We start from the raw sequence: 24346 nt of genomic DNA, 5'->3' as shown, positions 1-24346 counted from the left end.
GTGTTGGCTTCACGCGGGTCATCGCTAACAAACTCAACTAGCTTCTCAATATAGAAGGAGATCTTCTCAGCCAGCGACATTTTGTTAGGCTGGAATGCGCGAACAACGTGGGCTATCTCGATTTCTCGCTCTTGGCCATCCGCTGTTGTTGCGACGAGACTGTCACGATTGATTTGCGTGTATAAATCACTCAGGCGTGATTGCAGCCCTTTGTATTGATTATCGAGCGCTGCGCGTTCTTCTTTAAGCGCTAATTGACGCTGAGCTGTTAGCTCATTGTTTAGCTCATAAGAGCGCTCTTTTAGGCGTAAACGCTCGATTTGGCTGTTGATGCTGCCGATCTCGGCCTTTTCGATCGTATAGATCTCATCATGAATGCTCAATGCACGTTCGATACGCTTGCTCAGTTCATCCCATGCGCCATTTCCAGAGGCGACAACCTGGCCGCTTTCTTTTACATCTTTAAGGTAGCCGTAGAAGTTACCCCATTCGCGACGTTCCATTGCGATAATATCTTCAGGGTAATGACGATTACTTAAGGAGGCATCCAATACCCAGCGGAAGTCACTGCCCGTTACATCCCGGTTACCCATTTTAAGCAGGTGACGATCCATAAACTCGACGCCTTGAGGAACCTTGTAACCAGCCTCTCTCAGCTGAACAGCAGAAACACTTTCTGTTTCGACCAGCTCACCCATGATTTTATAGGTACCGCCATTTCGGTTTTCTACATCAGCCTCGACGACATCATGTGCCCAGAAGTGCACTAAACCACGTGAAGCGATCAGGATTAACAGGCTAAAGACCATCACCAAGCTGATTGCGACCGCGCCAGCGTTTAACCAAACCCAAGGATCGCCGTCTTTAAACCATTTCTTTAAAGGTACTCTCATGATTTTAATCCTTAAATTACGCTGTACTTAGAACGAAGGCTCTGACGAACCCATTCAGCAAAGGTGTTAACAACAAAGGTAAAGAGGAACAATACAAAGGCTGCCAGGAACAAGATACGGTAGTGTGTACTGCCGACTTCGGATTCTGGCATTTCAACTGCGATGTTGGCAGACAAGGTTCTCATGCCTTCAAAAATATTCACATCCATGATTGGCGTGTTACCCGTTGCCATCAATACGATCATGGTTTCACCAACTGCACGACCCATACCGATCATTACAGCAGAGAAGATACCCGGGCTTGCCGTAGGAAGAATGACGCGAGTCATGGTTTGCCACTGGGTAGCACCCAATGCCAGAGAGCCATAGCTCAAATGCTTCGGTACACTGAAAATCGCATCTTCAGTAATCGAGAAGATAGTAGGAATGACGGCAAAGCCCATCGCGGCGCCCACGACTAAGGCGTTACGCTGGTCAAAATCGATGCCCATTTCATTGGTCAACCAAGACCGCATATCGCCGCCAAAGAAGGCGACTTCCAATACCGGGCTAATTTCGATACTGAACCACGAGGCTAACAAGATAACCGGAATTAACAGCACGGGGTCCCAGCCTTCCGGTACGGCGTGTCTAATTCGGTCGGGTAAGTTCACCCAAATGAAGCCAAACGCAAGTAAAGAGAGCGGGGTAATCAAGAGCCAAGCAAAGATGCCTGGTAAGTGATCTTCCATGAATGGCGCGAAAAACAGACCTGCCAAGAAACCGAGGATAACCGTCGGTAGTGCTTCCATAAGTTCTATCGAAGGCTTCACTTTACGACGCAGTGCGGGTGCCATGAAGTAAGCCGTATATAGCGCGCCGCAGATAGCAAGTGGCGTCGCGACTAGCATAGCGTAAAATGCTGCTTTTAATGTACCAAAGGCAAGTGGCGACAGGCTGTACTTTGGTTCAAAGTCGTTGTTAGAGGCTGAAGACTGCCAAACGTACTCTGGCTCTTGGTACCCTTCGTACCAAACTTCTTGCCATAGGGCTGAGAAAGAAATTTCAGGGTGTTCGTTGTCAATGTGCCAGAAGCTAATCTGACCTTGCTCATTTTCGACTAATACATAGTTAGCGCGAGGTGCGATGCTGGCATGTGTGATGGCGGCGTCGCTTACTTTCTTCTCTAATGTTGTGCTGTGAGCAGTCGTGTTGAACAAAGAAATGGTGCCGCTATCATCTACCGAGGCAAAGCCTTTTCGGCGGTGTTCAATGGCGATTGATGTGATTTCTGCCGTAGAATCTTCATCAATTGAGAAGTCACGAATTCGCTGTAATGAGTAGTGGTTGTTGTCGTCACGAACCATAAACCATTGAGAAACAATCCCGCCGGACTCAGTCACCAATATAGAGGAACCGCCAAGTAAAAGTTCCATGCCGATAATGTCTCTGTTCTCGGGCAAATGAACGGTGCCGTTAATGGTCGCCTGTTCGTTATCGGCCAGGTCGAAGATGTTGATGTCTTTTTCCGATGCTACAAAAACCCAGCGCATACCGGGTTCAGCGATGACGAACTTTGGTTCACTATTCAATGTCGGCATGCTAACAGGCTCTGCTTCAAGCATTACCTCACCGGTCATGAAGTTTTCTTCTTTTGAGAAGCGAGTTGAGAACAGTTCACTTTGATCATTCGCGCCAACGATCAAAATGGCGTCTTCAGTTAATGATAATGAGACAAATGTAATTGGGTGCCCTGATTCGTCCATATCCATTGGCTCTTCGCCAAAGGGAAACTCGATATAAGGCGTAATAAGGCGCTTATCGTTTGGATAGGTGATCTTGTAGCTGTGCTTAACGATAATAATTTGGCCATTACTCAAACCTGCCAAAATAGTGCGACTGGCGGGCTCTGCAGCACTGACGCTTGTGACACTAACGCCTTCAGGGATGGGTAGGCGCTGATTACTGACAACGCTGCCGTCTTGCGTATTGAAGAAGATAATATTGCCCTGATCCGTCACACGAAGGGCTTTTTCAGCTTGCTCTTCCATGGCGTAGTATAGCGTTGTGCCTGAGTCTGCTGCTGGAACTTGGTATTCACTGACGGCCTCAATTTCAGCCGACTCGAACAATGGCATAACTTCATAAAGCAGATAGAAGAAAATCAGCGTGATCGCCAAGATGACACTGCCTCCTCCCATGCCAATAGAGGTGCTTGCAACCTGGTCTTTGATCTTCCTAATCTTACGGTAGCGTACGAGTTTAGGGCTATCAAAGTCGAGCTTAGGTGGCTCAGATACAGCAGCTTTATTCATAGTCGTCATGTCCAGATTATCTTTGCGAATAAGATTTAGCGTGTAAAAAGTGCGCGTATTATAAAGTAAAAATCTCCTCATCATAGAATGGTGAGAAGATTTTTTATTATATTACAATTTGTAACCGTCATCCCTGACGGAAGTAGCCTGTGTTATTTACAGTAGGCCAAGTTCCTTCAAGCTCTTTTCAGCAACTTTTGAAGGTAGTGGAACGTAACCGTCTTTTACCACAACTTCCTGACCTTGCTGAGACAATACTGACTTAACAAACTCTGCTTCAAGTGGAGACAAGTCTTTGTTAGGCGCTTTATTGATGTAAACATATAGGAAGCGAGATAGTGGATATTTGCCTGTTACCGCGTTTGCTGAAGTCGCTTCAACAAATGGCTGGCTTGCTTTTTTGCTAAGTGGTAGTGCGCGAACAGATGCAGTCTTGTAACCGATACCTGAGTAACCGATACCGTTGATAGACTCAGATACGCCCTGAACAACTGATGCTGAACCTGGCTGCTCATTTACGTTGTTCTTGAAGTCACCTTTACATAGTGCTTTCTTTTTGAAGTAACCGTAAGTACCTGATACAGAGTTACGACCGAAAAGCTGAACAGTTTGGCCAGCCAAGTTACCCGTCACACCCAAGTCACCCCAAGTTTTTACTTCTTTGTCGAAGCCACACTTACGAGTAGATGAAAAAACCGCGTCGATCTGAGGAATAGTCAAACCTTTGATTGGGTTATCTTTGTTTACGAATACTGCTAATGCATCGATTGCAACTGGAACGGCTGTTGGCGCATAACCGTGACGCTTTTCGAATGCGCCGCGCTCTTTGTCTTTCATCATACGGCTCATTGGGCCAATGTTTGAGGTACCTTCAGTCAAAGCTGGAGGCGCAGTTGAAGAACCCGCTGCTTGAATCTGAATGTTTACATTTGGGTAGTTACGCTTAAAGTCTTCGGCCCAAAGTGTCATCAGGTTTGCCAAGGTATCAGAACCAACACTTGAAAGGTTGCCTGAAACGCCACTGGCTTTCTCGTATTTAGGAAGGTTTGGATCAACATCTGCGTGTGCAGTGCTCACAGCACCTAATGTACTGAGGGCTAAGATACTAACTATTTTCTTTATCATCTTGAGTGCTCCTAAGTGGCTTAATTGCCGAAAAATTTGTTTGCTTACTTTCTTGATGAGGCCACTATAAAGATGCAATGTTACAGTTATGTGACAGCTCCGTCTTGTTTGTCACATAAGTGTCATAAGAATGTAAAAAAACTGTTAGATCCCATATCTACGGGGCTTAGCGGGGAGTTGTTGTATTGCTTAGATAGCTAAATCTAAGAAAGTCGCTTCGGCATTGACCAATTTTTATGACAAAAAATGAAATATTCGGGGCCAGTTCAAGTTTTGGTCACATGTGTATGATTTTCACTGGCACTTTTCCGATCTTGGCTATACTGAAAGCAAGCCGCTTTATTAAAGGAAAGAGATCAAATGAATTCATCTGAATCGGGTTTGGGGCCTTCGGGTCGTCTGACTTTGCAAGTCATTGCGATGCCTCGTAATACCAATGTACATGGTGACATTTACGCTGGCTGGTTAATGGAACAGATGGATTTGGCCGCAGCGACCGCAGCGAGCCAGATATCTAAAGGCCGCTCAGCGACTGTTGCGATTGAAAGAGTAGAGTTTTTATCGCCAGTTTCTATCGGTGACCAAGTAAGTTGCTATACCGAGCTAATGGATACCGGGCGTAGTTCGATGAAAATTCGAGTAGAGGTTTTCGGAACCGATACACGAGGTAGTCAAACCCGTAAGATTACCGAAGCTGTTTTTATCTATGTGGCCATTGATGAAATGGGCGGTATCAGGGCGCTACCAAATAGCGATTAGGCGCTTGAAAGCCTAGTCCAATACAGTAAAGAAGCGATCTGCTGTTTCTTTACTGAATGTGCGTAGCTCTTTATCTTCGAATTCGACTGAAAAAGCATTTCCTGACTCTTCTTTTACCCAACCTAAGCCAAGTACTACATGCTTAACCGTATTTGCGAACCATATTGCACTGCTCGTTGAAGTATTTTCTGAAGCCATATCACTAGCGACCAAGGTGCACCGTAACTCTTCTGCATATTGCCTCGTAATACGACTTGGTTTGCCTAATGCGACTTCTATTTGCTTACTATCCAGAGCACTTCCCAACGCTGTGCTTTGCGGGATATTAAGCTCATGCTGGAAACGTGAAATTTGAGCTTTGCTGTTCGAAACATCTTCAGGAATAAGGAGGTGTAAGCATTCTTTGGCACGCGTCATTGCGACGTATAACAGACGCCTTTCACTTTCGAGCAAGGCTTTGCTTAGCATTTCATCTTTGTAGGTATAGGGCAGGGTTTTGTTGTTGAGACCGGGAATAATGACTTGTTTCCACTCGAGGCCTTTTGCGCGATGAATGGTCGATAGCTGGACCGTATCGGTTTTTTTAGTCTTATGGTTATGTTGCTCGGAGTCTTGTTGTAGCTTAATAAAAAGCTTGAGCGTATCTTCGAGGCTAAGCTTGTGTTGAGCTAGAAAGCGGGCAATTCCCTGAATTGAGGCGACTTTTTCCTCTGCATGATCGTGGCTCAGGCTAAGAGAACGAATCCCTTCATATAATTCAGTTTCATTAAAATAGCTTGCAAAGGTCGCGGCTAAGGGCTGCGGTTTGTTCTCTAGCGCATTCAGTGCTCTTGCCAGCCGTTCTAATTTTATAGCTTGTATACGCTTAATATCTTCAGGTATGGCTTCCTTGGTCAATTGTCCCCAATTGCTGTCATGCTGAGCAAGTGTATGACAAAAGGCCTTGATCTGTGTGTCGGGTAAACCCACATGTGGAAAATGAAACAGAAGGTCCAGTTTCAAAGCCCGTTGCTCAGTAGACATGGTTTTAAAGTGTCCACATGCCAACTCCAACAGTGCGCAAATACTTTGCGCTTCATTGGAGTGGAATACACCGGGGTAGCCATCCATATGGTAATTGATGCCGGCTTCTAACAACGCGAGCTCAATGCCCACCGTCTGACTCCAAACTCGCGTGAGAATTGCATACTGAGACAAATCCTGAGAAGGGGTGCCTGAGAGGATATCAATCACTGTCTTGGGGTCATCTTTAGACTTGTGTACTTCTACCCGGGTAGAGGGGTTTGACTCATGTGATTTGCAAAGCAGTGCTTGTCGCCCTGAGTTGTGGGAAATCAGGTGGTTCGCTAATAAAGAAACGCAATGCCCATAGCGGAATGAGTAGCTCAAATTGAGCTTCTGCGTCCCTGGAAACTGTTGGGAAAAGCCGTTAATGATGTATTCGGGTTTTGCGCCGCGGAACTCGTATATCGTCTGATCAGGGTCGCCAACGACGGTCACTTTGGCGCGGTCCCCTGCGATATAGCTTAACAGTGCGTGCTGAAGGTCGTTGGTGTCCTGGTATTCATCGACCAGCACAATATCCATCTTGTTGCTAACAAGCTTTTCTAAAGAGGGATTTTGCTGAATAGCGATCACGGTATCGTAAAGCATATCCGTGTAGCTGATTCTGGCGTTGTGTTTTCGCCAGCTTTCGAAGACATCAAACAATTGAGGAAGAAAGCCGAACTTATCGCTCAAATCAAGATCATAGAGGGTTTGTTGAGGTGACAGCAGGCCATTTTTAACGGATTCGATAAACTGGTGGCCTGCTTCAACGTAATCTTTCTTATTACGTTTGGCATCTTTAAGGGCTTCGGAATCAAGTATTTGATTTAGCATTCGCCAGATATGAAAGTCGATCTCCTTATCACTGAGGATTTGTTTATTAAATGGTCGCAGTTGCCCTTCTTGAATAAAACGTTGGTATAGCCGATAACCCATCGCATGAAAGGTTCGCACCTCGGGAAGGCGGCTATGGTGGTTACCGATCCGTCTTAGTTTGGCGGCAAAGTCGGTCTTTGCTGCTTTGTTGAACATTAGGATGAGAATTCGCCGTGCATCATGGCCCTGGCTCAATAGATATACTATCCGATGAGCTAGGGTCGTTGTTTTACCGCTGCCTGCGACAGCAGTGACCACATAATGAGCAAGGGGTGATTCTACAACCTTAATTTGCTCGGGGGTCAGGGTGATATCTTGGCTTGGATGCATGCAGTGAATACTTGTTAGCGGTGACTTATTTTGGTGGTAATTGATACAAATAAAGTGATTGCCAGGCAGTGCTTTACTGGGGCTTCAAATTACATGACAATGGCGCCTTGGTGTAGCGTAGAGTTAACTTAAGACTCTCTCTCAACTCAACAACTAAGAACTGACTATATGTACTATCGCTTAATGATACTATTCATTGCAGGGATGTTGATAGCATCGTGTAGTGTTATTTCCGGAAATGATGAGCAAACGGAAGCAATTCTAAGCCGTCTGGACCTCAGTCCTCAAAAGGTTCCTGCTAAAACGCCAATGATGCTTGCTGCCGAACGGGGTGATAGCAGTGCTTTAAAAAAGGCATTTTCTCAAGGTGGTAAATTGAATGCTATGGCACCCGAAGGAACGGCATTTTCCTTGGCTCTCAGTAATGGACATGCGTCGATAAGTCGTATCTTGTTGACGGCAGGGAGTCAGTGGCAGGAAGGGTTTTCATTGGGCGACTCTAGTGCGTTGATTGAAGCGGCAGATCAGGGCTTTGATCAGATCGTGAAAATGCTTATTGTAAGAGGTGTATCATTGGATCATCGAGATAAAGAGGGTTATACAGCTTTAGCAAAAGCAGCGATAAAGGGCCACCTAACGACGCTAAAAATACTCATTAATGCCGGTGCTCAAGTTGACGCATACCCTTTGGGGCGTTCGGTGCTTATGCATGTTGTAGAAGATAACAATATGTTGATTTCCCAGCAGCTAATAGCTGTTGGAGCGGACCTGAATTATCAGGATGATGACGGTGATACTGCTCTGAAAATTGCTCGACGAAAGGGCTTCTTTGATATTGATTTAATGCTTGTTCAGGCAGGCGCACGGCCATAGAGAAAAACAAATGAGCTCAAAAAGAAAGATAGCACTCGGACCTTTGCCCGAGCAGCGTGAAGACTATAGCCATTATGAAGAGAGTTTTGTTCGCTGGGACCGCATCGTAGGGTTTGGCTTGCTTGTGTTAGTCGTGCTGGTGTTGCTTATCAGTTTATCCACTGCCAACAAGGATGATGCACTTGATTTTGATGAGGCTGAGACACCACTAGATAGCAGTATCAAGGAGCCGAAGATAGCGGTCATAGAAAAAACAGACGATCCTGACTCTGTAAAGCAGGCTTCACCAAAGCCCGAAGTAACGGTGCCACCTTTGGGAGAGTTAAAGCCAGAGGAACTAGCGCAGCTTGTGAGTACACCCAAAGTTGTTGAAGAGCCTAAAGAAATTAAAGCCCCGGCACCTGAAGCTAAGCCTCTTGAGACAGACAGCGATGAAAGCGTTAACGCTCAGCCTGCAGTCAAAATTTCCGAGGCGAGCCCAGCTTCTGTCCTGATTATAAATAGCGCCATAAAAGAAGCTGTGCTGAGCCTAAGTATTAAGAATGATGTTCCAGGAGAACCCTTGCAGCATCGTGTCGTAATGCCTGAATCCGGGCTGATCAAAGTCATCCTGCATACTGAGATGCATGGCTTGCGAGGCGCTACACTCTATCATCACTGGTATCGTGAGGGGGTAAGGCAGGCAAAGGTGAGGATCCCGGTAAATGTTGCTAAACAGAAGTCCTACTCAAGTAAGTTTATTGATAAACATATGCTGGGTGCTTGGCAGGTGAAAGTGTTGGACGCTTCAGGTGAACTTTATATTCTTGCAGACTTTGAGGTTGTTAGCGCAAACTGATGGATATCTTGTTCGGCCTAAAAAAGCTGCTAGGTATGTCGTTAATGTCGGTACCGCTTATCTTGATCGGTTTACTGTTAGCAGGTTTTTTCTATCGAAAGCGTTATGTAAAGCTAGGCAGAATACTCAGTTTATTCAGTATTACTGCTTTATTTATTTTGAGCCTTTCACCGGTGACGGATGCTTTGATCAGGCCTCTTGAGTCACAGTATCCCGCCTACCAAGGCCAGCCCGTAGATTTTGTTTTAGTGTTAGGTGGCGGGCATTCAACAGCGAATGAGCGACCTTTAAGCAGTCTATTGAGCGGAACCTCATTAAGTCGGTTGACTGAAGGCTTGATGATTTACAGAGCAAATCCCGGGTCAAAGTTATTACTTTCTGGCTATCATGGGGATGATATTGAATCTCATGCTAAAGCGGCATCACGAGTGGCGATAGCCCTTGGAGTACCCGAGAGCGATATTTATTTGGCTGAAGAGGTAAAGGATACGGCAGAAGAGGCCAGGCATTGGGTTAAATTTATAAACGGTGCCAAATTTGCGTTAGTGACGTCAGCAATGCATATGCCCCGTTCTGTCTATTTGTTTAAGAAAGAAATCACTTTGCAGCAAGGCGAGACTAAGTCATTGCTTGCTTCGCCAACAAATTTCAGGTCATGTGAAGTGAATTGCTTAGGCTGGCGAAGCTGGATACCAAAGTCACGAAACCTGGCAAAAACCGATGCAGCGTGGCATGAGTACTTAGGCTATTTATGGGCGCGCTTAATAGCATAACGTTTGGAAAATTGATTTATGGGTTTAAAAGCGGGAAAAGTTTATCCTTCTAGCGAAGGGAAAGTTGGTGTATTAATCACTAACTTAGGTACGCCAGAGGCGCCAACAGCGAAGGCTTTGAGGCACTATTTGTCAGAATTTTTATCTGATCCCCGCGTTGTCGAAATTCCACGGCTAATTTGGATGTTTATCCTGCATGGTATCATTCTTAGAGTGCGGCCCAAGAAGTCGGCTCATGCCTATCAGACGGTATGGGCTGAGCGCGGTTCTCCGCTTAAATATCATACTGAAGATCAGCTTACAGCCTTGCGACAGGCTGTTAATTCAGGCGCAGAGAAGCCATCCATATTGTTCGATTATGCCATGCGGTATGGTGAGCCTTCTATTGCCAGCCGACTTGACCAACTGGCGTCACAACAATGCGATAAGCTTTTAGTGCTTCCTTTATATCCCCAGTATGCCAGTGCCACAGGTGGCTCAACATTTGATGCAGTCGCTAAAGATTATGTTTCCCGCCGCCAGATACCAAGCTTGCGTTTCGTGGCTAGCTACCATAATTACCCACCCTATATTGACGCGATTGTCGAGAGTATTCGTGAACATTGGAAACTGCACGGACAAGCCGAAAAGCTGCTTTTGTCTTATCATGGTTTGCCTAAATTTAGTCATGATAAAGGCGACCCTTACTATACCCAGTGTAATGAAACCAGTCAGTTGATTGCTGAGGCGCTTGAATTAAATGGTGATCAGTATATGACCGTTTTCCAATCACGCTTTGGCGCTGCAGAGTGGCTGCAGCCGTATACTGATGAAACGCTAAAATCCCTCGCGAAGCAGGGGACACGCTTTGTGCAGGTAATTTGTCCGGGTTTTTCTGCAGATTGTTTGGAAACTATCGAAGAAATTGGCGTAGAAAACAGGGACTATTTTCTTGAAGGTGGTGGCGAACGCTATGAATATATTCCGGCCTTAAATGCCAGTGAGGCGCATATCAAGGTGCTGGCAAGTTTAATAAATGAAAACGTGCAAGGTTGGTTGTAATGTGCAGGTCTTTGCAAGCGAGCTAAGGTAATAGGAGTTGATGATGAACTTTTTTAAAATTGCGGTGATGGCGGTATTATTGATTGCCGGTCATGCCCGTGCAGAAATAAGCGTTGAAGGTGAGTGGGTGCGCTTATTGCCGCCGATGGTTAAAACCACTGCAGCGTATATGACCCTAACCAGTTCCATCGACGATACGCTGGTTTCAGCTTCAAGCCCTCAGGCATCCATGGTTGAGTTACACCTTTCCTCAATGTCTAATGGGGTGATGTCTATGGATCATGTTGAAGAGATTGCGCTGTTGAAGGGACAGCCTTTAAAGCTTGCACCAGGTGGTTACCATCTGATGCTAATGGGCTTAAAGGCAAGCTTGAAGGAAGGTGATACTTTCCAGCTGCACTTACAGTTTGCCAAATCAGGTGAGCTAATTGTTAACGCTGAAGTTAAGCAATAAATAGCCTGTTTAGTAAAACATAAACGGCGTAAAGGCGACTAATAATAAGGTGGTCGACATCACCATTAGCGGTAACAAGATACGCTCATGGCGATAGTAAAAACTATCGCCTTCACTTAGTGCCAAATCAACCTCCTGACTACCAACCACTTGCCGTGTTAACAAATGGTTCAAAGAGACCGGTGGGCTCAGGTAACCCAACTCAAACGCTACCAGGCAGGTCATCCAAAAATGTATAGGGTTAATTCCATGCTCATAAGCTAGCGGTGCGACAAGCCCTGAGACCAAAATCAGAGCACCAAAAGGGTCCATCACCATGCCCACAAAAACCAGAAACAAGACTAAAACCAGCATGGTTAGATAAACTGACTCAAAGCCTTCGGGTATGGATAAACCACTACCGCTCCGTTCTAGAATGCCGCCAATCGTAAAAGAGCAAGCCATTAGCATCAGTAGCGCGCCAATTTGCACCGAAGAATTGCCAATAGCATTGTTAAACGCCGATACGATATTGGGGCTAACATTCAAGGTCTTATTTTGCTGCTCAAAGTCCCGGCTGAACTTACGTTCATAAATAATAAAGGCGAACATAATAACGGGGAGGATAATCGGGGCTGAAAATTCATCAAGATAGGCATTCAACAATACGGCGTAAATCAACATGCTGAGCGCAATAATGATGATATAAGGAAGCAGTGCTCGAAACTTTGTAATAGAAGGCTGAAATGCTTCGCTAAAAGGTGCGATGCTTAAAGGCCCACGTCGAGTCAGCATGGCAAACATAAAAAACACTGCAAGCGTTAGCATGAAAACCCGGCTTCCCCAATAAAACAAATCATCACTCAAGACTTCTTTGTTGAGAATGGCAATACCGATTACCAACAGGCAGGGCCTTAATACAACGCCTGAGCTTCCGGTCATTGCGGTGACCGCCAGTGCAAGCTGACGCCGAGTACCAACACGCCTCAACTCCTGATAAACCACAGCACCCATGGCAATAATGATAATACCTGAGGCCCCTGTATAAGCAGTTGGTACAGCCATTAATGCGATGGCGATGCAGGCCAGTATTTCAGGGGGAAAGTTCCAGGGTTTAAAGACATCAAAAAGCTTCGCGCCAAGCAAGGTCTCTTTAAGCAGCATTCCGACCCATATATAGAGAGCGATCGTCAGATGTAGATTAGTCAGTTGGAATATCTGAGTAAAGTACATGCTGATGCCAGGAGCATGCTCTTCGTTGACAAAAAAATGATACGCAGCTGCCAGAAGCATCCAGGTTTGAATGGGAACTGTAAGCACCATTCTAAAGGGAGAAGTGTTTTGTTTACTTAGGTGCCGGGTTTTAAAAAGCTTGATGAAACTCACTAGACTTAGCACGGCGCTACCGACAATAAGCGTAGCAAGGAGTTCGGGTGAACTAAGGCTTGCTCCAGCGTCTTCTGCGTCCTTATAAAATCGATAGCTGGAATAAAACAAGCTCAGTGCCGCGAGTGTTTGCGCAGCATAAGAAAAGTAGTGTTCATGCTTGTTTCGAATGCCTCTGAAGGCAATATGCTCATTGCGCCAGGTTGCGTAGGTGGCACATAGGAGTAGCAGGATGATCAGCATGGATTTTTGCTGGTTAATTGAAAATAAGCTGATTTGAGCGAAGGAAGCTTCGATGCTCGCGAAGGCTCTAACCCAAATGTCTGTTTGCGCCAGGTAGGTTTGTGCCGCTTGGTGTTTACTTTGGCAGACCTTAACTTGCTTTAGTAGAGAGCTACGTGCAGCATCGCGGTTAAACTCGTCAGCGAGCAGCTCAAAGTCCTGGTTCTCGGCATTGAATTCGCGCTCAAGTTCATCCAGTTGCAGCTCTATATCAGGCTTTGGGTTGCATTCAGGCTTAGGCTCTTCTCCACGTAGAATGAAGTAGTCATCCCACAGATAAATTCCTAGTTTGAGCATTTGTGCATTAATGTTTTCGCTGGTACCTGCTGTTACCGTGCCGAGTAAAAGTATCAGAACAGTCAGCGATAGACAGCGCTTGAGCCAGCGGCTTGCTACGTCCATAAGAATCGTTTTTGTTATTTTACGATTATGAAACTGGGGTGGCAGCTAATGCATTTCCGAACGGAGACCGTCACCCCAAATGAAATTATTCCTTATCTTTAGAAGTACACTCAGCCAAGTTGGGGTCGACTTTACAGCGAACTTTTCTGAACAAGGTTAACGCTTTTGCGTTGTATACATTTCTGTCCCGCAAGGCTAAACGGCTTTCACGAAATAGTTCATTCCACTCATCCTTAGCTTGATCTGAAATATTGATCCAATATTTCTCGGGGATAGTTTGCTCGCTCTGCTCAATTGATTTGATATCACTAAGGTATTTATTTGCCAGTAATGTGCGAGTCTTCTGGGCAAAGCCATCAGGAATCTTTTTCCAGCGAACGATTAGCTGCATAGTCACCTGGAGACTGGGCCAGTTAATGATGCCACCATTTGGTTCAAGGCCTTTATACATTTCCATAGGCTCATAAGCCAGACCAGGCGCACCCGTAATATCTACAGCATGGTTATTAAACTTCTGCAAAGCATTCATAATACTTGAGGACACGGGGGTTAAGCCGATCTTCTCAGCCAGGTAGCCTGTTTCAGGTGCATTGTCGAGCACTGTTACTTTCTTGCCAGCCAAATCTGAAGGTACGCTAATATCTCTGTCTTTTACGAATAGAAAAATGGCACCGATTGGCGATATGCCGATAACTTCGTATTCGCCCTTGCGCATAAGCTTTCCAGCTTTTGGGCTACTCAAGGTTTTAATGATCATACCTAAGTGTTTGTATGTGGGGATCGCGCCGACAGCATTGATAGAACCAGTAAAGTCATTATATTCTCGTGCGCGAATACCTGGCAGGTTCAACATATCACAAACACCGTTCTTGAACTCTTCAGAGGCAACACGGTCATCTGTATAAACTTTGAAAGAAAGGTCTACGCCCCAGCGTGTTGCATCGATTTTGAATTCCTTCATACGCTTGTGTACCGGGCCGTCATGACCCACGAAGTCAAATACACACATAGTAAGTGGAGATAGCTGGCTAGCGAAAGAGCTGTTAGAAATTGCTAAAAGGCTGAGTACTATCAAAGTCATCGGCAGACGGCGCTTGCTTGAGGAGATCATATTATTCACTGCTTTCTCTTATCTATCTGGAGTGTGTCAGGTAGAGCAGCCTAAGAAAATGATTAATAGTTCCCTTGGAACAAGGACCTGCAGGTTATACAGGGCCCTATATAATTTAGGCGTGCATCTTTAGAGATAAGAATCCTAACCGAAATAGGCCCTCTACGGAAAGGTAGGAAGTCTCAAAAGTATTATTTCGTGACTATTGGTCGATTTTGATAATCACTGAAATCGGGTGTTTCGCGCTGATAATTATTCATTAGTGGAGAATGGACGATAAAGTCAGCGGTGCTCTTGTTACACGCGACGGGAATATTCCAAAGCGTTGCCAGTCGGAGTAGCGCTTTAATATCCGGGTCATGAGACATGGGTTCGAGTGGATCCCAAAAAAAGATCAGCAAATCAATTTTGCCGTCAGCAATTAGTGCGCCTATTTGCTGGTCACCACCTAAAGGGCCGCTTTGAACACGGTTCACGCTTAGGCCTGTTTTTTCTTCGATGAGCTTACCGCTTGTTCCTGTCGTAGTGAACTGGCAGCTACTTAAAGCTTCGATATGCTGGTTTAGCCAAGCAACAAGGTCGCTTTTACGATTATCGTGAGCGATTAAAGCGATATTTTCAATTGGATTCATTCTGTGTCCCGAGTTGTCTCACTCATTATTATCATTCTTGGAAAGTGATAGAGAGGCCCTGGAAGCCAACGTAGGTTTTCAGGGCCGTCTTAAAATATAAGTCTAGCTAAGATTTTGCTTTGTATATAAATTACTTAAAAGCTATTGCAAATTTGTGACATTATTTGGCTGTATTGGCCCAGGATGGTGAATGCTTAGGCAAAAAAAAGCCCCGGAAAACCGAGGCATAACAAGTTACCACACTTGATTAAAACGAGCGATCAAGACTAATACTTGACGCTATAGGTTCAATATAACGTACTTGATAGCAATACCAGTTGACTCAGGTCAAGTAAGCCGGAAACCGGGTAGAGATAGCTTCGTGCTATGTAATAAGATGCTGTTGTGCCGCTGAAGTCTCATGACAAATATTGTCCCTTGAGCTAAGCTATGTGCATTACGCTGATAATACGATGGATTGTCGGATTAAGGTAAAACCTTGGTAAAAATAGAGAGAGAAATAATGATGAGAAAGCTAGTTACATCGGTTTTGGTAGCGGGTTCACTTGCAGTAAGTGGAAGTGTTGTAGCAGGTGATGCTGCTGCGGGTAAAGCTAAATCAGCAGTATGTGCAGCCTGTCATGGTGCTGCCGGTATTGCAGCTATTCCAACTTACCCTAATTTGGCAGGACAAAACGAAGCTTATTTGGTGAGCTCACTGAAAGCTTATAAAACCAAGCAGCGTAACGGTGGTATGGCGGCAATCATGCAGGGCCAGGCAGCTGCATTGAGTGACGCTGATATTGATAATTTAGCGGCTTACTACGCTTCTTTAAAATAGTCTTGTTTGTTCCTCAGGCCATTTAGTTAACTTGTAGGTAGCTGGGAAACCATACTCATCGGGTAGGGTAGTTCCTAAGGTGCCTACAAGTTCTTTCCCCTCCTTCATAGCTAGCATTTTTCTGCTTTATATTCATAGATTGTTCTCATCTACTCCTCTGTGTGCATTTTTGCTTAGTGATTGAACAAAATCAGGTTAGAATAAGTCTCGTTTTTAGAATGCCTTAAACCTGATTTGTTGTGAGATTTATATGAAATTTGTCGTCAAACTGTTTCCAGAAATTACCATTAAGAGCAAGCCAGTCAGGCAGCGCTTGGTAAAACAGCTTCGGCAAAATATCAGTGCTGTGTTAAAGAAAGAGTTTGAAGACGTCAAGGTTCAGGGTTTTTGGGATAAGATCGAAGTTAACCTGAATGACGATTCTCAAGAAAAAGCTGAGAACCTAGCGGCTACCCTTCAGCGTATTCCGGGTATTGCAAATATTCTTCGAGTGCAGCGCTATCAGATTGATAATATCGATGACAACTTTGACGAAATTGTAGAGCATACTCATCGTGCTCTGGGCGAGGAGCTTAAAGGCAAGCGCTTTGTTGTGCGTATTAAGCGTGCCGGTCAGCACTCTTTTACCTCCCATGAGTTAGAACGTTATGTAGGGGGCGGTTTACTGCGAGCAGGAGAGACTGCGGGTGTAGATCTACATAATCCTGAAGTGACGGTCATGCTGGAAGTCCGGGACTCGGATCTTTATATAATCGAACAACGCTATGAAGGCCTGGGCGGTTATCCGATAGGTGCACAGGACGACGTGTTGTCACTCATGTCTGGTGGTTTTGATTCGACAGTTGCCAGCTACTTAACCATGAAAAGAGGCTTGAAGACGCATTTCTGCTTTTTCAATCTGGGCGGAGCCGCGCATGAGATTGGTGTTAAACAGGTCGCTTTATATTTATGGGAGAAATACGGCGTTTCACATCGCGTGAAATTTGTTGCTGTGCCTTTTGAAGAGGTGGTTGCTGAGATACTAAAGAATGTACATCACTCGCAAATGGGCGTTATCCTCAAACGTATGATGTTGCGGGCAGCAGAAAAGGTTGCGGATCAGATGGGCATCGAGGCCCTGGTTATGGGGGATAGCGTTGCGCAGGTATCCAGTCAGACCTTGGCAAACATGAGTGTGATTAATAAAGTCACCGATACCTTGGTATTACGCCCGCTTATTACCATGGATAAACAAGATATTATCTCTTTGTCAGCAAAAATCGGTACAGAAGAATTTGCCAAGAATATGCCGGAATATTGTGGTGTGATCTCCGATCGCCCAACAACTCGTGCCAAGATGGAACGAATTCTGGAAGAAGAAGATAACTTTGACTTTGAAGTACTCGAGCGCGCAGTAGAACAGCGGGTGAGCACTAAAATCGATGAAGTGATGTCAAGAATCCAAACCATCGCTGAAGTTGATTTGGTGAATGTGCCTGAGGTTGATGATGTGATTATCGATATCCGCCACCCGGACGAAGTTGAAAAAAGTCCGCTTGTTTTGACGAATAATGAAATCAAGAACATTGCGTTTTATGAACTGATGTCCAAATTGGATCAACTTGAAGCTGATCAGCAGTATCTGCTTTACTGTGAAAAAGGTACGATGAGTCAGCTGCATGCCAGTCACTTAAAAGGCATGGGCTACGAAAAAATAGGGGTGTATGCTCCTTAATAAGCAATATGAATGAAGAGACAATATTATGAGCCTGAAACTGGGGCGGAGAGAACAAAAAAAAATAAATAACCGCAAGGCCATTCTAGAGGCTGGGCTTGAAGTGTTTTCGACGGTTGGTTATGAGCGAGCAACTATCAATGATATTGTCAGCGAAAGTGGCCTGTCTGTAGGTACTTTTTATAATCACTGCGGTGATAAAGACACGATCTTTTCTGAGCTGCTCACTGGCTTTTTAATGAAAGTGCGCACGACTTTGAGCCAGGCGCGTCAAAGTGCAACAACTTTGGAAGGCTTTATCAAAGGTGCTTTTCTCGCTTACAGTAAACTGATCTCTCAGTACCCCAAAATGCAGCTGATGATTTCAAAAAATGCCCCAGTGTTTAAGCAGGTGCTATCAGAAAAAGAAGAGCTTACCGAGATTATTGACGACTTGTCTCGTGATATGCAGCTTGCTGTTGAGGTGGGAATGGCGCCTAAGTTCCCTGTATCGATGATGACGTCTGCAATGATCGCTTCGAGCATTGACATTTTTTCTGTCAGTGATGATGAGTACTCAGCTAAAGAGAAGGCTGAGTTTCTAGGGAATTTATTTATAGGTGGAATTGAGCGAATGGCTTCAAAGTAATTGTCTGATATAAAAGATAAATTACCTCCATTTAATGTCTAATAACTAGAACAAAATTCCACTTCAACTAAAATAAATTTGCTAATTTCTGAACTTTTTAGATTGGCCTGGGTCTTTAACAATATCCCGATCACAAAATTCGGGAATTAATAATGAGCAACTACTTTAGTTAACCGTTACTTTTTAGATGAATTACACAGGGTTAAAACAATGAATAACGCAAAAATCTTAAGCAAATCAGCAATCGCAAGCATGGTCGCAATGGGTGTTATGGCTGCGTCAACTGACGCACTAGCAGGCAAGCCTGGTTTTGAAAAATGTCAGGGTATTGCTAAAGCCGGTATGAATGACTGTGGTACCTCAAAGCATAGTTGTGCTGGCCAAGCTGCTAAAGACGGTGACCCTGAGGAATGGGTATATGTTCCAGAAGGCACTTGTTCAAAAATTGTAAATGGTAAAGTGAAGTAAGTTACTTAGCACTTCTATCGGTGGCATTAACTGATGAATCATATCTTATCGCAGGGAATGCCAACCGATCATCCTGCTTCTCCTGAGCCACAAGCGCTTCAGGGTGCAGGTATAGGTTTACGTTCTGCACACTATCAAACGATTCTGAATTCACGCCCTGATATCCCCTGGTTTGAAGCACTAAGCGACAATTATATGAGCGACGGTGGTCAGCCTCTTGATTACCTGGAGCAGGTTCGGGATTTATACCCGGTTACCTTTCATGGTGTCGGCATGTCTTTAGGCTCAACTGATCCCTTAGATCAATCCTACCTCAAACGCTTAAAGTCACTTATAGAACGCTTTCAACCAACGCTGGTGTCTGATCACTTGTGTTGGGCTTCTTTTGATGGCGTACATGGTAATGAACTATTTCCCATGCCTTATACCATGGAGGCAATTAAGCATATCGTCTCACGAATTGACCAAGTTCAGAATTATCTGGGACGTCGTATATTGGTCGAAAATGTTTCGAGCTATTTAAGTTTTACAGTTGATGCGATGGCAGAAGTGCAGTTTTTGTCCGAGGTCGCCGAGCAGGCTGACTGCGATATTTTATGTGATGTGAATAATATCTATGTCAGCGCAATGAACCACAAATTTGATCCGCAAGAATACATTCGGGCTTTGCCTGTAAAACGCATAAAAGAAATGCACTTGGCGGGCTTCGAAGATCAGGGCACGCACTTGCTCGATACGCATGGCGCAAGGGTGCACGGACCGGTTTGGCAACTTTACCAAACAGCGTTGGAGCGATTTGGCCCTATTCCTACTTTGATTGAATGGGATACTGATATTCCGGATTTTTCCGTTCTGCAGGAAGAGCAGAGCAACGCAGCCCGCATGATGGCTCAGTGCTCAAAGTATTCCAGTCTTGCTTCTGCAGAGCAGGTATCCAGGTAATGAAGCTTGCGAACATTCATCAAGCCTTTATTTCAGGCATCTATAATCTAGAGACGGATATCAAGCCAGGGGCATTTATTCAAGCGGGTGAGAAGCTTGATCCTGAGCAGTGTTTAGCGATTTATCGCGGCAGTGTTTACGGCAACTTATGTTCTGCATTAGCAGATATTTATCCTGCCTTTTTGCAATGTGTTGGTGAGCAGTTTTTTCAGGCATTAGCACTGCGTTATGTTAAAGCACACCCTCCCGCGTCAGCGAGTCTGGACCACTATGGTGCCGAGTTTCCAGAATATGTTGGAGACTTTGAGGCACTTAAATCGCTCCCTTACGCTAAAGATTTGGCACAGCTTGAGTGGTATTGGCATTTGGCTTTTCACGCCAAAGATGAGCAGCCCCTTGACGCTATTCGCTTATCTGAAATTGATGAAGATCGATATGACAAGATAACTTTTTTGCTTCCAGCCAGTGCCCACTTACTTTCCTGCAACTATCCGATTAAAGAGATCCGTGATAAGTGCCTGGAAGATCGAGACAAAGCAGAAGGGAATGAAGATCAACCCTTGAATTTAGATTCCGGTTCACGGCACTTGTTGGTATGGCGAGCGGCGCATTACCAGCTACGTGTCGATCAGCTATCCGACTTGGAATTCGAACTACTCTCTTCGATAAATAAAAAGAAAAACTTGGGAACTATTCTGCAAGAACTGCAGTCCAAGTATCCACTAGAAGAAATTAACCAAACACTTGCTTTGGCTGTTCAACGAGTTTGGTTTGTCGGCTTCACATTAGCCGAATAAATCGTTCCAAATTACCACATTAGGATTAAATATGAGTCAAGTCTCTACTGTTGCGTCGCTGTATTTAAATGCCACTCGCTGGGTGGATAAAAGCCAGATTATTATGATTATTGTCTTTCGTTTGTACTTGGCGAAAGTATTTTTTCTAGCTGGCTTATCGAAGGTAAAGAGTATGGATAGCACATTGATGCTGTTTGAATATGAATACGATGTGCCTTTGATTCCCTTTGATGTCGCCGCCTATTTGTCTACCTTTGCTGAGCTAGTCTTCCCGGTATTGTTGGTGATTGGTTTAGCCGGACGTTTTAGTGCCGGGGCTCTATTTGTCTTAAATATCGTTGCCGTTATCTCTTACCCGGATATTAGCCCAGGTGGTGTTAATGACCACTATTTCTGGGGCGCGATGCTCTTGGTTTTGGTGATGTATGGGCCTGGTAAAGCGTCACTTGATGCTTGGATCCAAAAGCGCTTTTTCGCGAATTTGGCATAGAAACAAGATTTCTCTTCTCTCGCTTTTACTTAGCTTGTATTATCAAGATATTAGCCTCAATATTGGAGCTAAATCTGATTCAACAAGCTAGGAAGAGAGTATGGATATCGGTGACTATCGTCGCGAATATATGAGCCAGGGCCTGGACCGTGATGAATTACTTGATGACCCGTTCAAGCAGTTTGAACACTGGTTTCAACAGGCAAATGATGCAGACATACAAGATGCAAATGCCTTCAGTCTGGCGACAACAGACCTTGAAGTAGGCCCCTCCATTCGAACGGTATTACTGAAGTTATTTGATGAAAACGGCTTTGTTTTCTTCACTAACTACAACAGCCGAAAGTCTCAGCAGATTAAAGCCTACCCTCAAGTAGCGATGTTGTTCCCCTGGTTACCACTGAACCGTCAGGTGAAGGTGGAAGGACGTTGTGAAAAGATATCCAGTGCCGCTTCCTTGAAATATTTTGCAACCAGGCCGCGTGGCAGTCAGATTGGTGCTTGGTGTAGTGATCAGAGCGAAGTGATCGAGTCTCGTTCTTTTCTAGAACAAAAGTATCGTGAAGCGGCAGAGAAATTTAAATCCGGTTCGATTCCTTTACCTTCGTCATGGGGCGGCTATCGCATAGTGCCGGCTCGAATCGAATTTTGGCAAGGACGTGAAAATCGACTTCATGATCGTTTCCAATATACGCGTTTGCATGATGATAGTTGGTCGATCGAAAGGCTAGCGCCGTAGGCCGAGGGTGCTAACCAGCCAGCGAGCCGTGGAAGGGTCTGCCTACAGATAAGGCAGACCCTTTTTTAGAGATAGAATCTTTATTTTTGAGGTGCTTCAGGTGCTTTAATGGCTTCGGTAAAAGCATTCAATTTTTGTTGGGCTTCAGTTAACTGACGCTGAGCCTGATCAAGTTCCTCTTGGGCCGTTTGTAAGCTCTGGCTCTTTTCTTTGAGTTGGCTGTCTTTTTCATTCAGTGCTTGCTCGAGCTTCATTCTTTGAGTTTGTTGTTCACTCAGCGAATCTTCATGCTTGGCTAAGAGTTCTTGTTTTGTTGCGAGTTCGCCTTTTACGTTTTCAAGGTGATCTTCCTGATAATCAACCAGTGCCTCGATAATATCGATGGTTAAGTATTTATCTTCTAACTGGTTTTTGAGTTCACTGAGTTGTTGTGCAAGGTTATCAGCTGACTCCACTAGGGATGCTTTCTCCGAGGCGCTAGTTTCCTGGTCGCCTTTAAGTAGCTGTATTTCTCTTCGAAGTTGGTCGGTGCTTTGTTTTAGCTCCAACAGCATACCTTTGGTTTTATCCAGTTCAGTTTTTTTACTGGCTAAGGCAGTGGTTTGGGTAAGCACCTCATCCTGAGTCAAACTGAGAATATTTGCGAGTTTATCAATATTCTTTGAGGCGGAGGCTATTTGGTTGTAGTGAAGCTGCTTCTTGGCAAGTTGCTCGTAGGCAAAATAGCCGCCAATAATACAAGCGATAAGCATAATCGGCAGAATAATCATCGCGGGTTGGCGGCGAGACTCAGCTGCCTGCTGTGCCGTGTTAAATGCTTCTCTCTCATGTTGGAGAAGTGTATTGTCTTCTTTAAGTTTACGTTCGCGTTTTATTAGGTCTTGAGTTTTTAACTGGTTAGCGCGCTCTTTTTTGGCAACGCTATCTTGGTGCGCTTTAATGCGTTCTTCAGTTTTCTGCTGCTGGGTCGCTTGGCGGTTTAGTGCATCTTCTTTTAGTTGAAGTGCACGAGATTTTTGTTCTAGTTGTAACTCTTCTGGCGACGCCATGTGATCAAAGGTCCTATTAAATAATACTGGAAACTCTTTAATAGTAGCTGATAAATAGCGTTTTGCTTACTATGCACAAGTTCCAGTCACCACCAAAAAAGGCTAGACGGCTTCAAGCTTTGCATAAGATAGAACTAGCCACTTACTGCCAGCTTCTGGGAAGTTAACTTGAATACGTGCATGGGCACCTTGGCCTTCATAATTGAGTACAGTGCCTTCACCAAACTTGCCATGCCGAACAACTTGACCTAGTTGGAATTGCGAATCGCCAACTTGCATATCGCTGCTTGAAGATTGGCTGAAGGAGACCGGTGTAGAAACACTATTTTTTATGCGAACTTCTTGTATTAGCCCTGGTGGTATCTCTCGTACAAAACGAGACATGGGGTTGAACTTCTCTTGGCCATACAGGCGTCGTGACTCGGCATAGGTGAGCACTAGCTTCTCCATTGCGCGAGTGACTCCGACATAACAGAGTCGGCGTTCTTCTTCTAACCTTCCAGGCTCTTCCATTGACATCTGGTGCGGGAATAGACCTTCTTCCATCCCTGCCAGAATCACGAAAGGGAACTCCAGGCCTTTTGCAGAGTGAAGCGTCATTAGTTGCACGCAGTCCTGATGTTCTTCGGCTTGTTGCTCGCCTGCATCCAAGGCTGCCTGGGCAATAAAGCTAGCTAATGGGCTTAGCTCGTCATCTTCAGCTTCGAAATCTTTGGTTGCCGATAAAAGCTCATTGAGGTTTTCAATGCGGGCCTGGCCTTTTTCACCCTTTTCTTTCGCATGAAACTCTTTAAGCTGCGATTGCCCGATAGCTCTTTCGGTGAGTTGGAATAAGTTTAGCTCGTCTTGTTCTGCACTAAGTTCATCTATCATATCGATAAAGGCATTCAGAGAGCCATTGGCCTTGCCTTTAATCAGGCCTAGCTGCAAACGTTCGACGCAGGCCTGCCAGAGAGACACTCCCTGATCTCGAGCGTGTTCACGAATATCGCTAAGGGTCTTATTGCCAACACCACGAGTTGGTACGTTTACCACTCGTTCGAAGGCGGCATCATCGTGTCGATAATAAACCAAACGTAAGTAGGCGAGGGCATTACGAATCTCTTGACGATCGTAGAAGCGTAGGCCGCCATAAATTCGATAAGGGACAGCCTGGCGAATTAAAAATTCTTCAATGACACGCGACTGTGCATTGGAGCGGTAGAGAATAGCGCATTGTGAACGTAGCTGGCCTTGGTTCACCCAAGCATTGATGCGGTCAGCAATATAGTTGCCTTCGTCTTGTTCGTTGAACGCGGCATAAAGGTCTATCGGTTCACCTTCACTGCCATCAGTCCATAGCTCTTTTCCTAAACGTCCGCTATTGTTTGAGATCAAAGCATTGGCCGCGTTCAGGATAGTGCAGGTCGATCGATAGTTTTGTTCCAGCTTAATAACTAAAGGCTGGGCAAAGTCGTTTTGGAACTGTTGAATGTTCTCTATCTTCGCGCCACGCCAGCCGTATATAGATTGGTCATCATCGCCCACTACCATAATGGGGATTCGGTTGCCTGCGAGTACGCGAAGCCAGGCATATTGAATGGTGTTAGTATCTTGAAATTCGT

At 45.0% G+C, this 24346-nt stretch carries 22 protein-coding genes and 1 pseudogene; 14 read left to right on the top strand and 9 right to left on the bottom strand.

Annotation, left to right across the window (positions count from 1 at the left end):
- From A3763_RS17460 to A3763_RS17450, 3 genes and pseudogenes are all read right to left on the bottom strand, one after another.
- Positions 1–893: pseudogene (locus A3763_RS17460) on the bottom strand (phosphate ABC transporter, permease protein PstA); the annotation flags it as partial.
- 11 nt (positions 894–904) lie between these two features.
- Entirely contained in the window at positions 905–3187 is a 2283-nt protein-coding gene (locus A3763_RS17455; protein WP_068514474.1) for an ABC transporter permease subunit, read from the bottom strand.
- Positions 3188–3343: 156 nt separating this feature from the next.
- A complete protein-coding gene (locus A3763_RS17450) occupies positions 3344–4312 on the bottom strand; it encodes a PstS family phosphate ABC transporter substrate-binding protein (RefSeq protein WP_068514415.1) in 969 nt (322 codons plus the stop codon).
- Between the two features lie 360 nt (positions 4313–4672).
- Here A3763_RS17450 and A3763_RS17445 point away from each other — a divergent pair, with 360 nt between their 5' ends.
- The gene (locus tag A3763_RS17445; protein WP_068514412.1) at positions 4673–5071 is read left to right on the top strand and encodes an acyl-CoA thioesterase; all 399 of its coding nucleotides are present in this window, start codon (positions 4673–4675) and stop codon (positions 5069–5071) included.
- A gap of 12 nt (positions 5072–5083) precedes the next feature.
- Here the strand turns inward: A3763_RS17445 and A3763_RS17440 are convergent, their stop codons facing one another.
- Positions 5084–7324 carry an ATP-dependent helicase gene (locus A3763_RS17440; protein WP_068514409.1) on the bottom strand — a complete coding sequence of 747 codons (2241 nt, stop codon included), beginning with the start codon at positions 7322–7324 and terminating at the stop codon, positions 5084–5086.
- A 168-nt stretch (positions 7325–7492) separates the two neighbouring features.
- Between A3763_RS17440 and A3763_RS17435 the strand changes: the two genes are divergently transcribed.
- Genes A3763_RS17435 through A3763_RS17415 form a run of 5 tightly spaced genes read left to right on the top strand, consistent with a single transcriptional unit; the run spans position 7493 to position 11303 of the window.
- Positions 7493–8197, top strand: a complete 705-nt coding sequence (locus A3763_RS17435) for an ankyrin repeat domain-containing protein (RefSeq protein ID WP_068515975.1) — start codon at positions 7493–7495, stop codon at positions 8195–8197.
- Positions 8198–8207: 10 nt separating this feature from the next.
- Entirely contained in the window at positions 8208–9035 is an 828-nt protein-coding gene (locus A3763_RS17430; protein WP_068509595.1) for a DUF2914 domain-containing protein, read from the top strand.
- The gene (locus tag A3763_RS17425; RefSeq protein ID WP_082865018.1) at positions 9035–9808 is read left to right on the top strand and encodes an ElyC/SanA/YdcF family protein; all 774 of its coding nucleotides are present in this window, start codon (positions 9035–9037) and stop codon (positions 9806–9808) included. The genes A3763_RS17430 and A3763_RS17425 overlap by 1 nt, the downstream gene beginning before the upstream one ends.
- 18 nt (positions 9809–9826) lie before the next feature.
- Positions 9827–10849: a ferrochelatase gene (hemH, locus tag A3763_RS17420; RefSeq protein WP_068515972.1), complete on the top strand. Its 1023-nt coding sequence runs from the start codon at positions 9827–9829 to the stop codon at positions 10847–10849.
- A 40-nt stretch (positions 10850–10889) separates the two neighbouring features.
- A complete protein-coding gene (locus A3763_RS17415; protein ID WP_068515970.1) occupies positions 10890–11303 on the top strand; it encodes a copper chaperone PCu(A)C in 414 nt (137 codons plus the stop codon).
- A gap of 9 nt (positions 11304–11312) precedes the next feature.
- Here A3763_RS17415 and A3763_RS17410 read toward each other — a convergent pair whose 3' ends face one another.
- The 3 genes from A3763_RS17410 to A3763_RS17400 all read right to left on the bottom strand — a co-directional run bounded on the left by A3763_RS17410 (position 11313) and on the right by A3763_RS17400 (position 15095).
- Positions 11313–13352 (bottom strand): TRAP transporter large permease subunit, encoded by a 2040-nt coding sequence (locus tag A3763_RS17410; RefSeq protein ID WP_068515966.1) that lies wholly within the window; start codon positions 13350–13352, stop codon positions 11313–11315.
- An 85-nt stretch (positions 13353–13437) separates the two neighbouring features.
- Complete coding sequence (locus A3763_RS17405) at positions 13438–14463, bottom strand: putative solute-binding protein (RefSeq protein ID WP_068515961.1); 1026 nt, start codon at positions 14461–14463, stop codon at positions 13438–13440.
- Positions 14464–14654: 191 nt separating this feature from the next.
- Positions 14655–15095, bottom strand: coding sequence for a methylglyoxal synthase (locus A3763_RS17400; protein ID WP_068515959.1), 441 nt, complete (start codon positions 15093–15095; stop codon positions 14655–14657).
- Between the two features lie 502 nt (positions 15096–15597).
- Between A3763_RS17400 and A3763_RS17395 the strand changes: the two genes are divergently transcribed.
- From A3763_RS17395 to pdxH, 8 genes are all read left to right on the top strand, one after another.
- The gene (locus A3763_RS17395) at positions 15598–15915 is read left to right on the top strand and encodes a cytochrome c (RefSeq protein ID WP_197470243.1); all 318 of its coding nucleotides are present in this window, start codon (positions 15598–15600) and stop codon (positions 15913–15915) included.
- Positions 15916–16165: 250 nt separating this feature from the next.
- On the top strand, positions 16166–17629 hold the full coding sequence (gene thiI / locus A3763_RS17390) for a tRNA uracil 4-sulfurtransferase ThiI (protein ID WP_068515956.1): 1464 nt from the start codon (positions 16166–16168) through the stop codon (positions 17627–17629).
- 28 nt (positions 17630–17657) lie between these two features.
- Positions 17658–18257: a TetR/AcrR family transcriptional regulator gene (locus A3763_RS17385; RefSeq protein ID WP_068515953.1), complete on the top strand. Its 600-nt coding sequence runs from the start codon at positions 17658–17660 to the stop codon at positions 18255–18257.
- A gap of 210 nt (positions 18258–18467) precedes the next feature.
- Positions 18468–18725, top strand: a complete 258-nt coding sequence (locus A3763_RS17380; protein ID WP_068515949.1) for a DUF2282 domain-containing protein — start codon at positions 18468–18470, stop codon at positions 18723–18725.
- Between the two features lie 33 nt (positions 18726–18758).
- Positions 18759–19667 (top strand): DUF692 domain-containing protein, encoded by a 909-nt coding sequence (locus A3763_RS17375; RefSeq protein WP_231872236.1) that lies wholly within the window; start codon positions 18759–18761, stop codon positions 19665–19667.
- Positions 19667–20464 (top strand): DUF2063 domain-containing protein, encoded by a 798-nt coding sequence (locus A3763_RS17370; RefSeq protein WP_068515946.1) that lies wholly within the window; start codon positions 19667–19669, stop codon positions 20462–20464. Before A3763_RS17375 ends, A3763_RS17370 begins: the two co-directional genes overlap by 1 nt.
- A gap of 31 nt (positions 20465–20495) precedes the next feature.
- Positions 20496–20954, top strand: coding sequence for a DoxX family protein (locus A3763_RS17365; RefSeq protein ID WP_068515943.1), 459 nt, complete (start codon positions 20496–20498; stop codon positions 20952–20954).
- Positions 20955–21054: 100 nt separating this feature from the next.
- Positions 21055–21693 (top strand): pyridoxamine 5'-phosphate oxidase, encoded by a 639-nt coding sequence (pdxH, locus tag A3763_RS17360; protein ID WP_068515941.1) that lies wholly within the window; start codon positions 21055–21057, stop codon positions 21691–21693.
- Between the two features lie 80 nt (positions 21694–21773).
- Here the strand turns inward: pdxH and A3763_RS17355 are convergent, their stop codons facing one another.
- Positions 21774–22742 carry a hypothetical protein gene (locus A3763_RS17355; protein ID WP_068512378.1) on the bottom strand — a complete coding sequence of 323 codons (969 nt, stop codon included), beginning with the start codon at positions 22740–22742 and terminating at the stop codon, positions 21774–21776.
- A gap of 102 nt (positions 22743–22844) precedes the next feature.
- The coding region (locus A3763_RS17350) for a 3'-5' exonuclease (protein ID WP_068760258.1) at positions 22845–24346 on the bottom strand (1502 nt) is incomplete at its 5' end.

The sequence above is a fragment of the Oleiphilus sp. HI0128 genome (assembly GCF_001635365.1).
Note: the sequence above shows the minus strand (reverse complement) of the source record. Positions and strands in the feature narration are given on the sequence as shown.

Coding starts and splice junctions, on each gene's coding strand:
- A3763_RS17455 (WP_068514474.1), bottom strand. CDS start 3,187: ATGAATAAAGCTGCTGTATCTGAGCCACCTAAGCTCGACTTTGATAGC.
- A3763_RS17365 (WP_068515943.1), top strand. CDS start 20,496: ATGAGTCAAGTCTCTACTGTTGCGTCGCTGTATTTAAATGCCACTCGC.
- A3763_RS17450 (WP_068514415.1), bottom strand. CDS start 4,312: ATGATAAAGAAAATAGTTAGTATCTTAGCCCTCAGTACATTAGGTGCT.
- A3763_RS17445 (WP_068514412.1), top strand. CDS start 4,673: ATGAATTCATCTGAATCGGGTTTGGGGCCTTCGGGTCGTCTGACTTTG.
- A3763_RS17435 (WP_068515975.1), top strand. CDS start 7,493: ATGTACTATCGCTTAATGATACTATTCATTGCAGGGATGTTGATAGCA.
- hemH (WP_068515972.1), top strand. CDS start 9,827: ATGGGTTTAAAAGCGGGAAAAGTTTATCCTTCTAGCGAAGGGAAAGTT.
- A3763_RS17415 (WP_068515970.1), top strand. CDS start 10,890: ATGATGAACTTTTTTAAAATTGCGGTGATGGCGGTATTATTGATTGCC.
- A3763_RS17440 (WP_068514409.1), bottom strand. CDS start 7,324: ATGCATCCAAGCCAAGATATCACCCTGACCCCCGAGCAAATTAAGGTT.
- A3763_RS17380 (WP_068515949.1), top strand. CDS start 18,468: ATGAATAACGCAAAAATCTTAAGCAAATCAGCAATCGCAAGCATGGTC.
- A3763_RS17410 (WP_068515966.1), bottom strand. CDS start 13,352: ATGGACGTAGCAAGCCGCTGGCTCAAGCGCTGTCTATCGCTGACTGTT.
- A3763_RS17425 (WP_082865018.1), top strand. CDS start 9,035: ATGGATATCTTGTTCGGCCTAAAAAAGCTGCTAGGTATGTCGTTAATG.
- A3763_RS17385 (WP_068515953.1), top strand. CDS start 17,658: ATGAGCCTGAAACTGGGGCGGAGAGAACAAAAAAAAATAAATAACCGC.
- A3763_RS17375 (WP_231872236.1), top strand. CDS start 18,759: ATGAATCATATCTTATCGCAGGGAATGCCAACCGATCATCCTGCTTCT.
- thiI (WP_068515956.1), top strand. CDS start 16,166: ATGAAATTTGTCGTCAAACTGTTTCCAGAAATTACCATTAAGAGCAAG.
- A3763_RS17355 (WP_068512378.1), bottom strand. CDS start 22,742: ATGGCGTCGCCAGAAGAGTTACAACTAGAACAAAAATCTCGTGCACTT.
- A3763_RS17370 (WP_068515946.1), top strand. CDS start 19,667: ATGAAGCTTGCGAACATTCATCAAGCCTTTATTTCAGGCATCTATAAT.
- A3763_RS17405 (WP_068515961.1), bottom strand. CDS start 14,463: ATGATCTCCTCAAGCAAGCGCCGTCTGCCGATGACTTTGATAGTACTC.
- A3763_RS17430 (WP_068509595.1), top strand. CDS start 8,208: ATGAGCTCAAAAAGAAAGATAGCACTCGGACCTTTGCCCGAGCAGCGT.
- A3763_RS17400 (WP_068515959.1), bottom strand. CDS start 15,095: ATGAATCCAATTGAAAATATCGCTTTAATCGCTCACGATAATCGTAAA.
- pdxH (WP_068515941.1), top strand. CDS start 21,055: ATGGATATCGGTGACTATCGTCGCGAATATATGAGCCAGGGCCTGGAC.
- A3763_RS17395 (WP_197470243.1), top strand. CDS start 15,598: ATGATGAGAAAGCTAGTTACATCGGTTTTGGTAGCGGGTTCACTTGCA.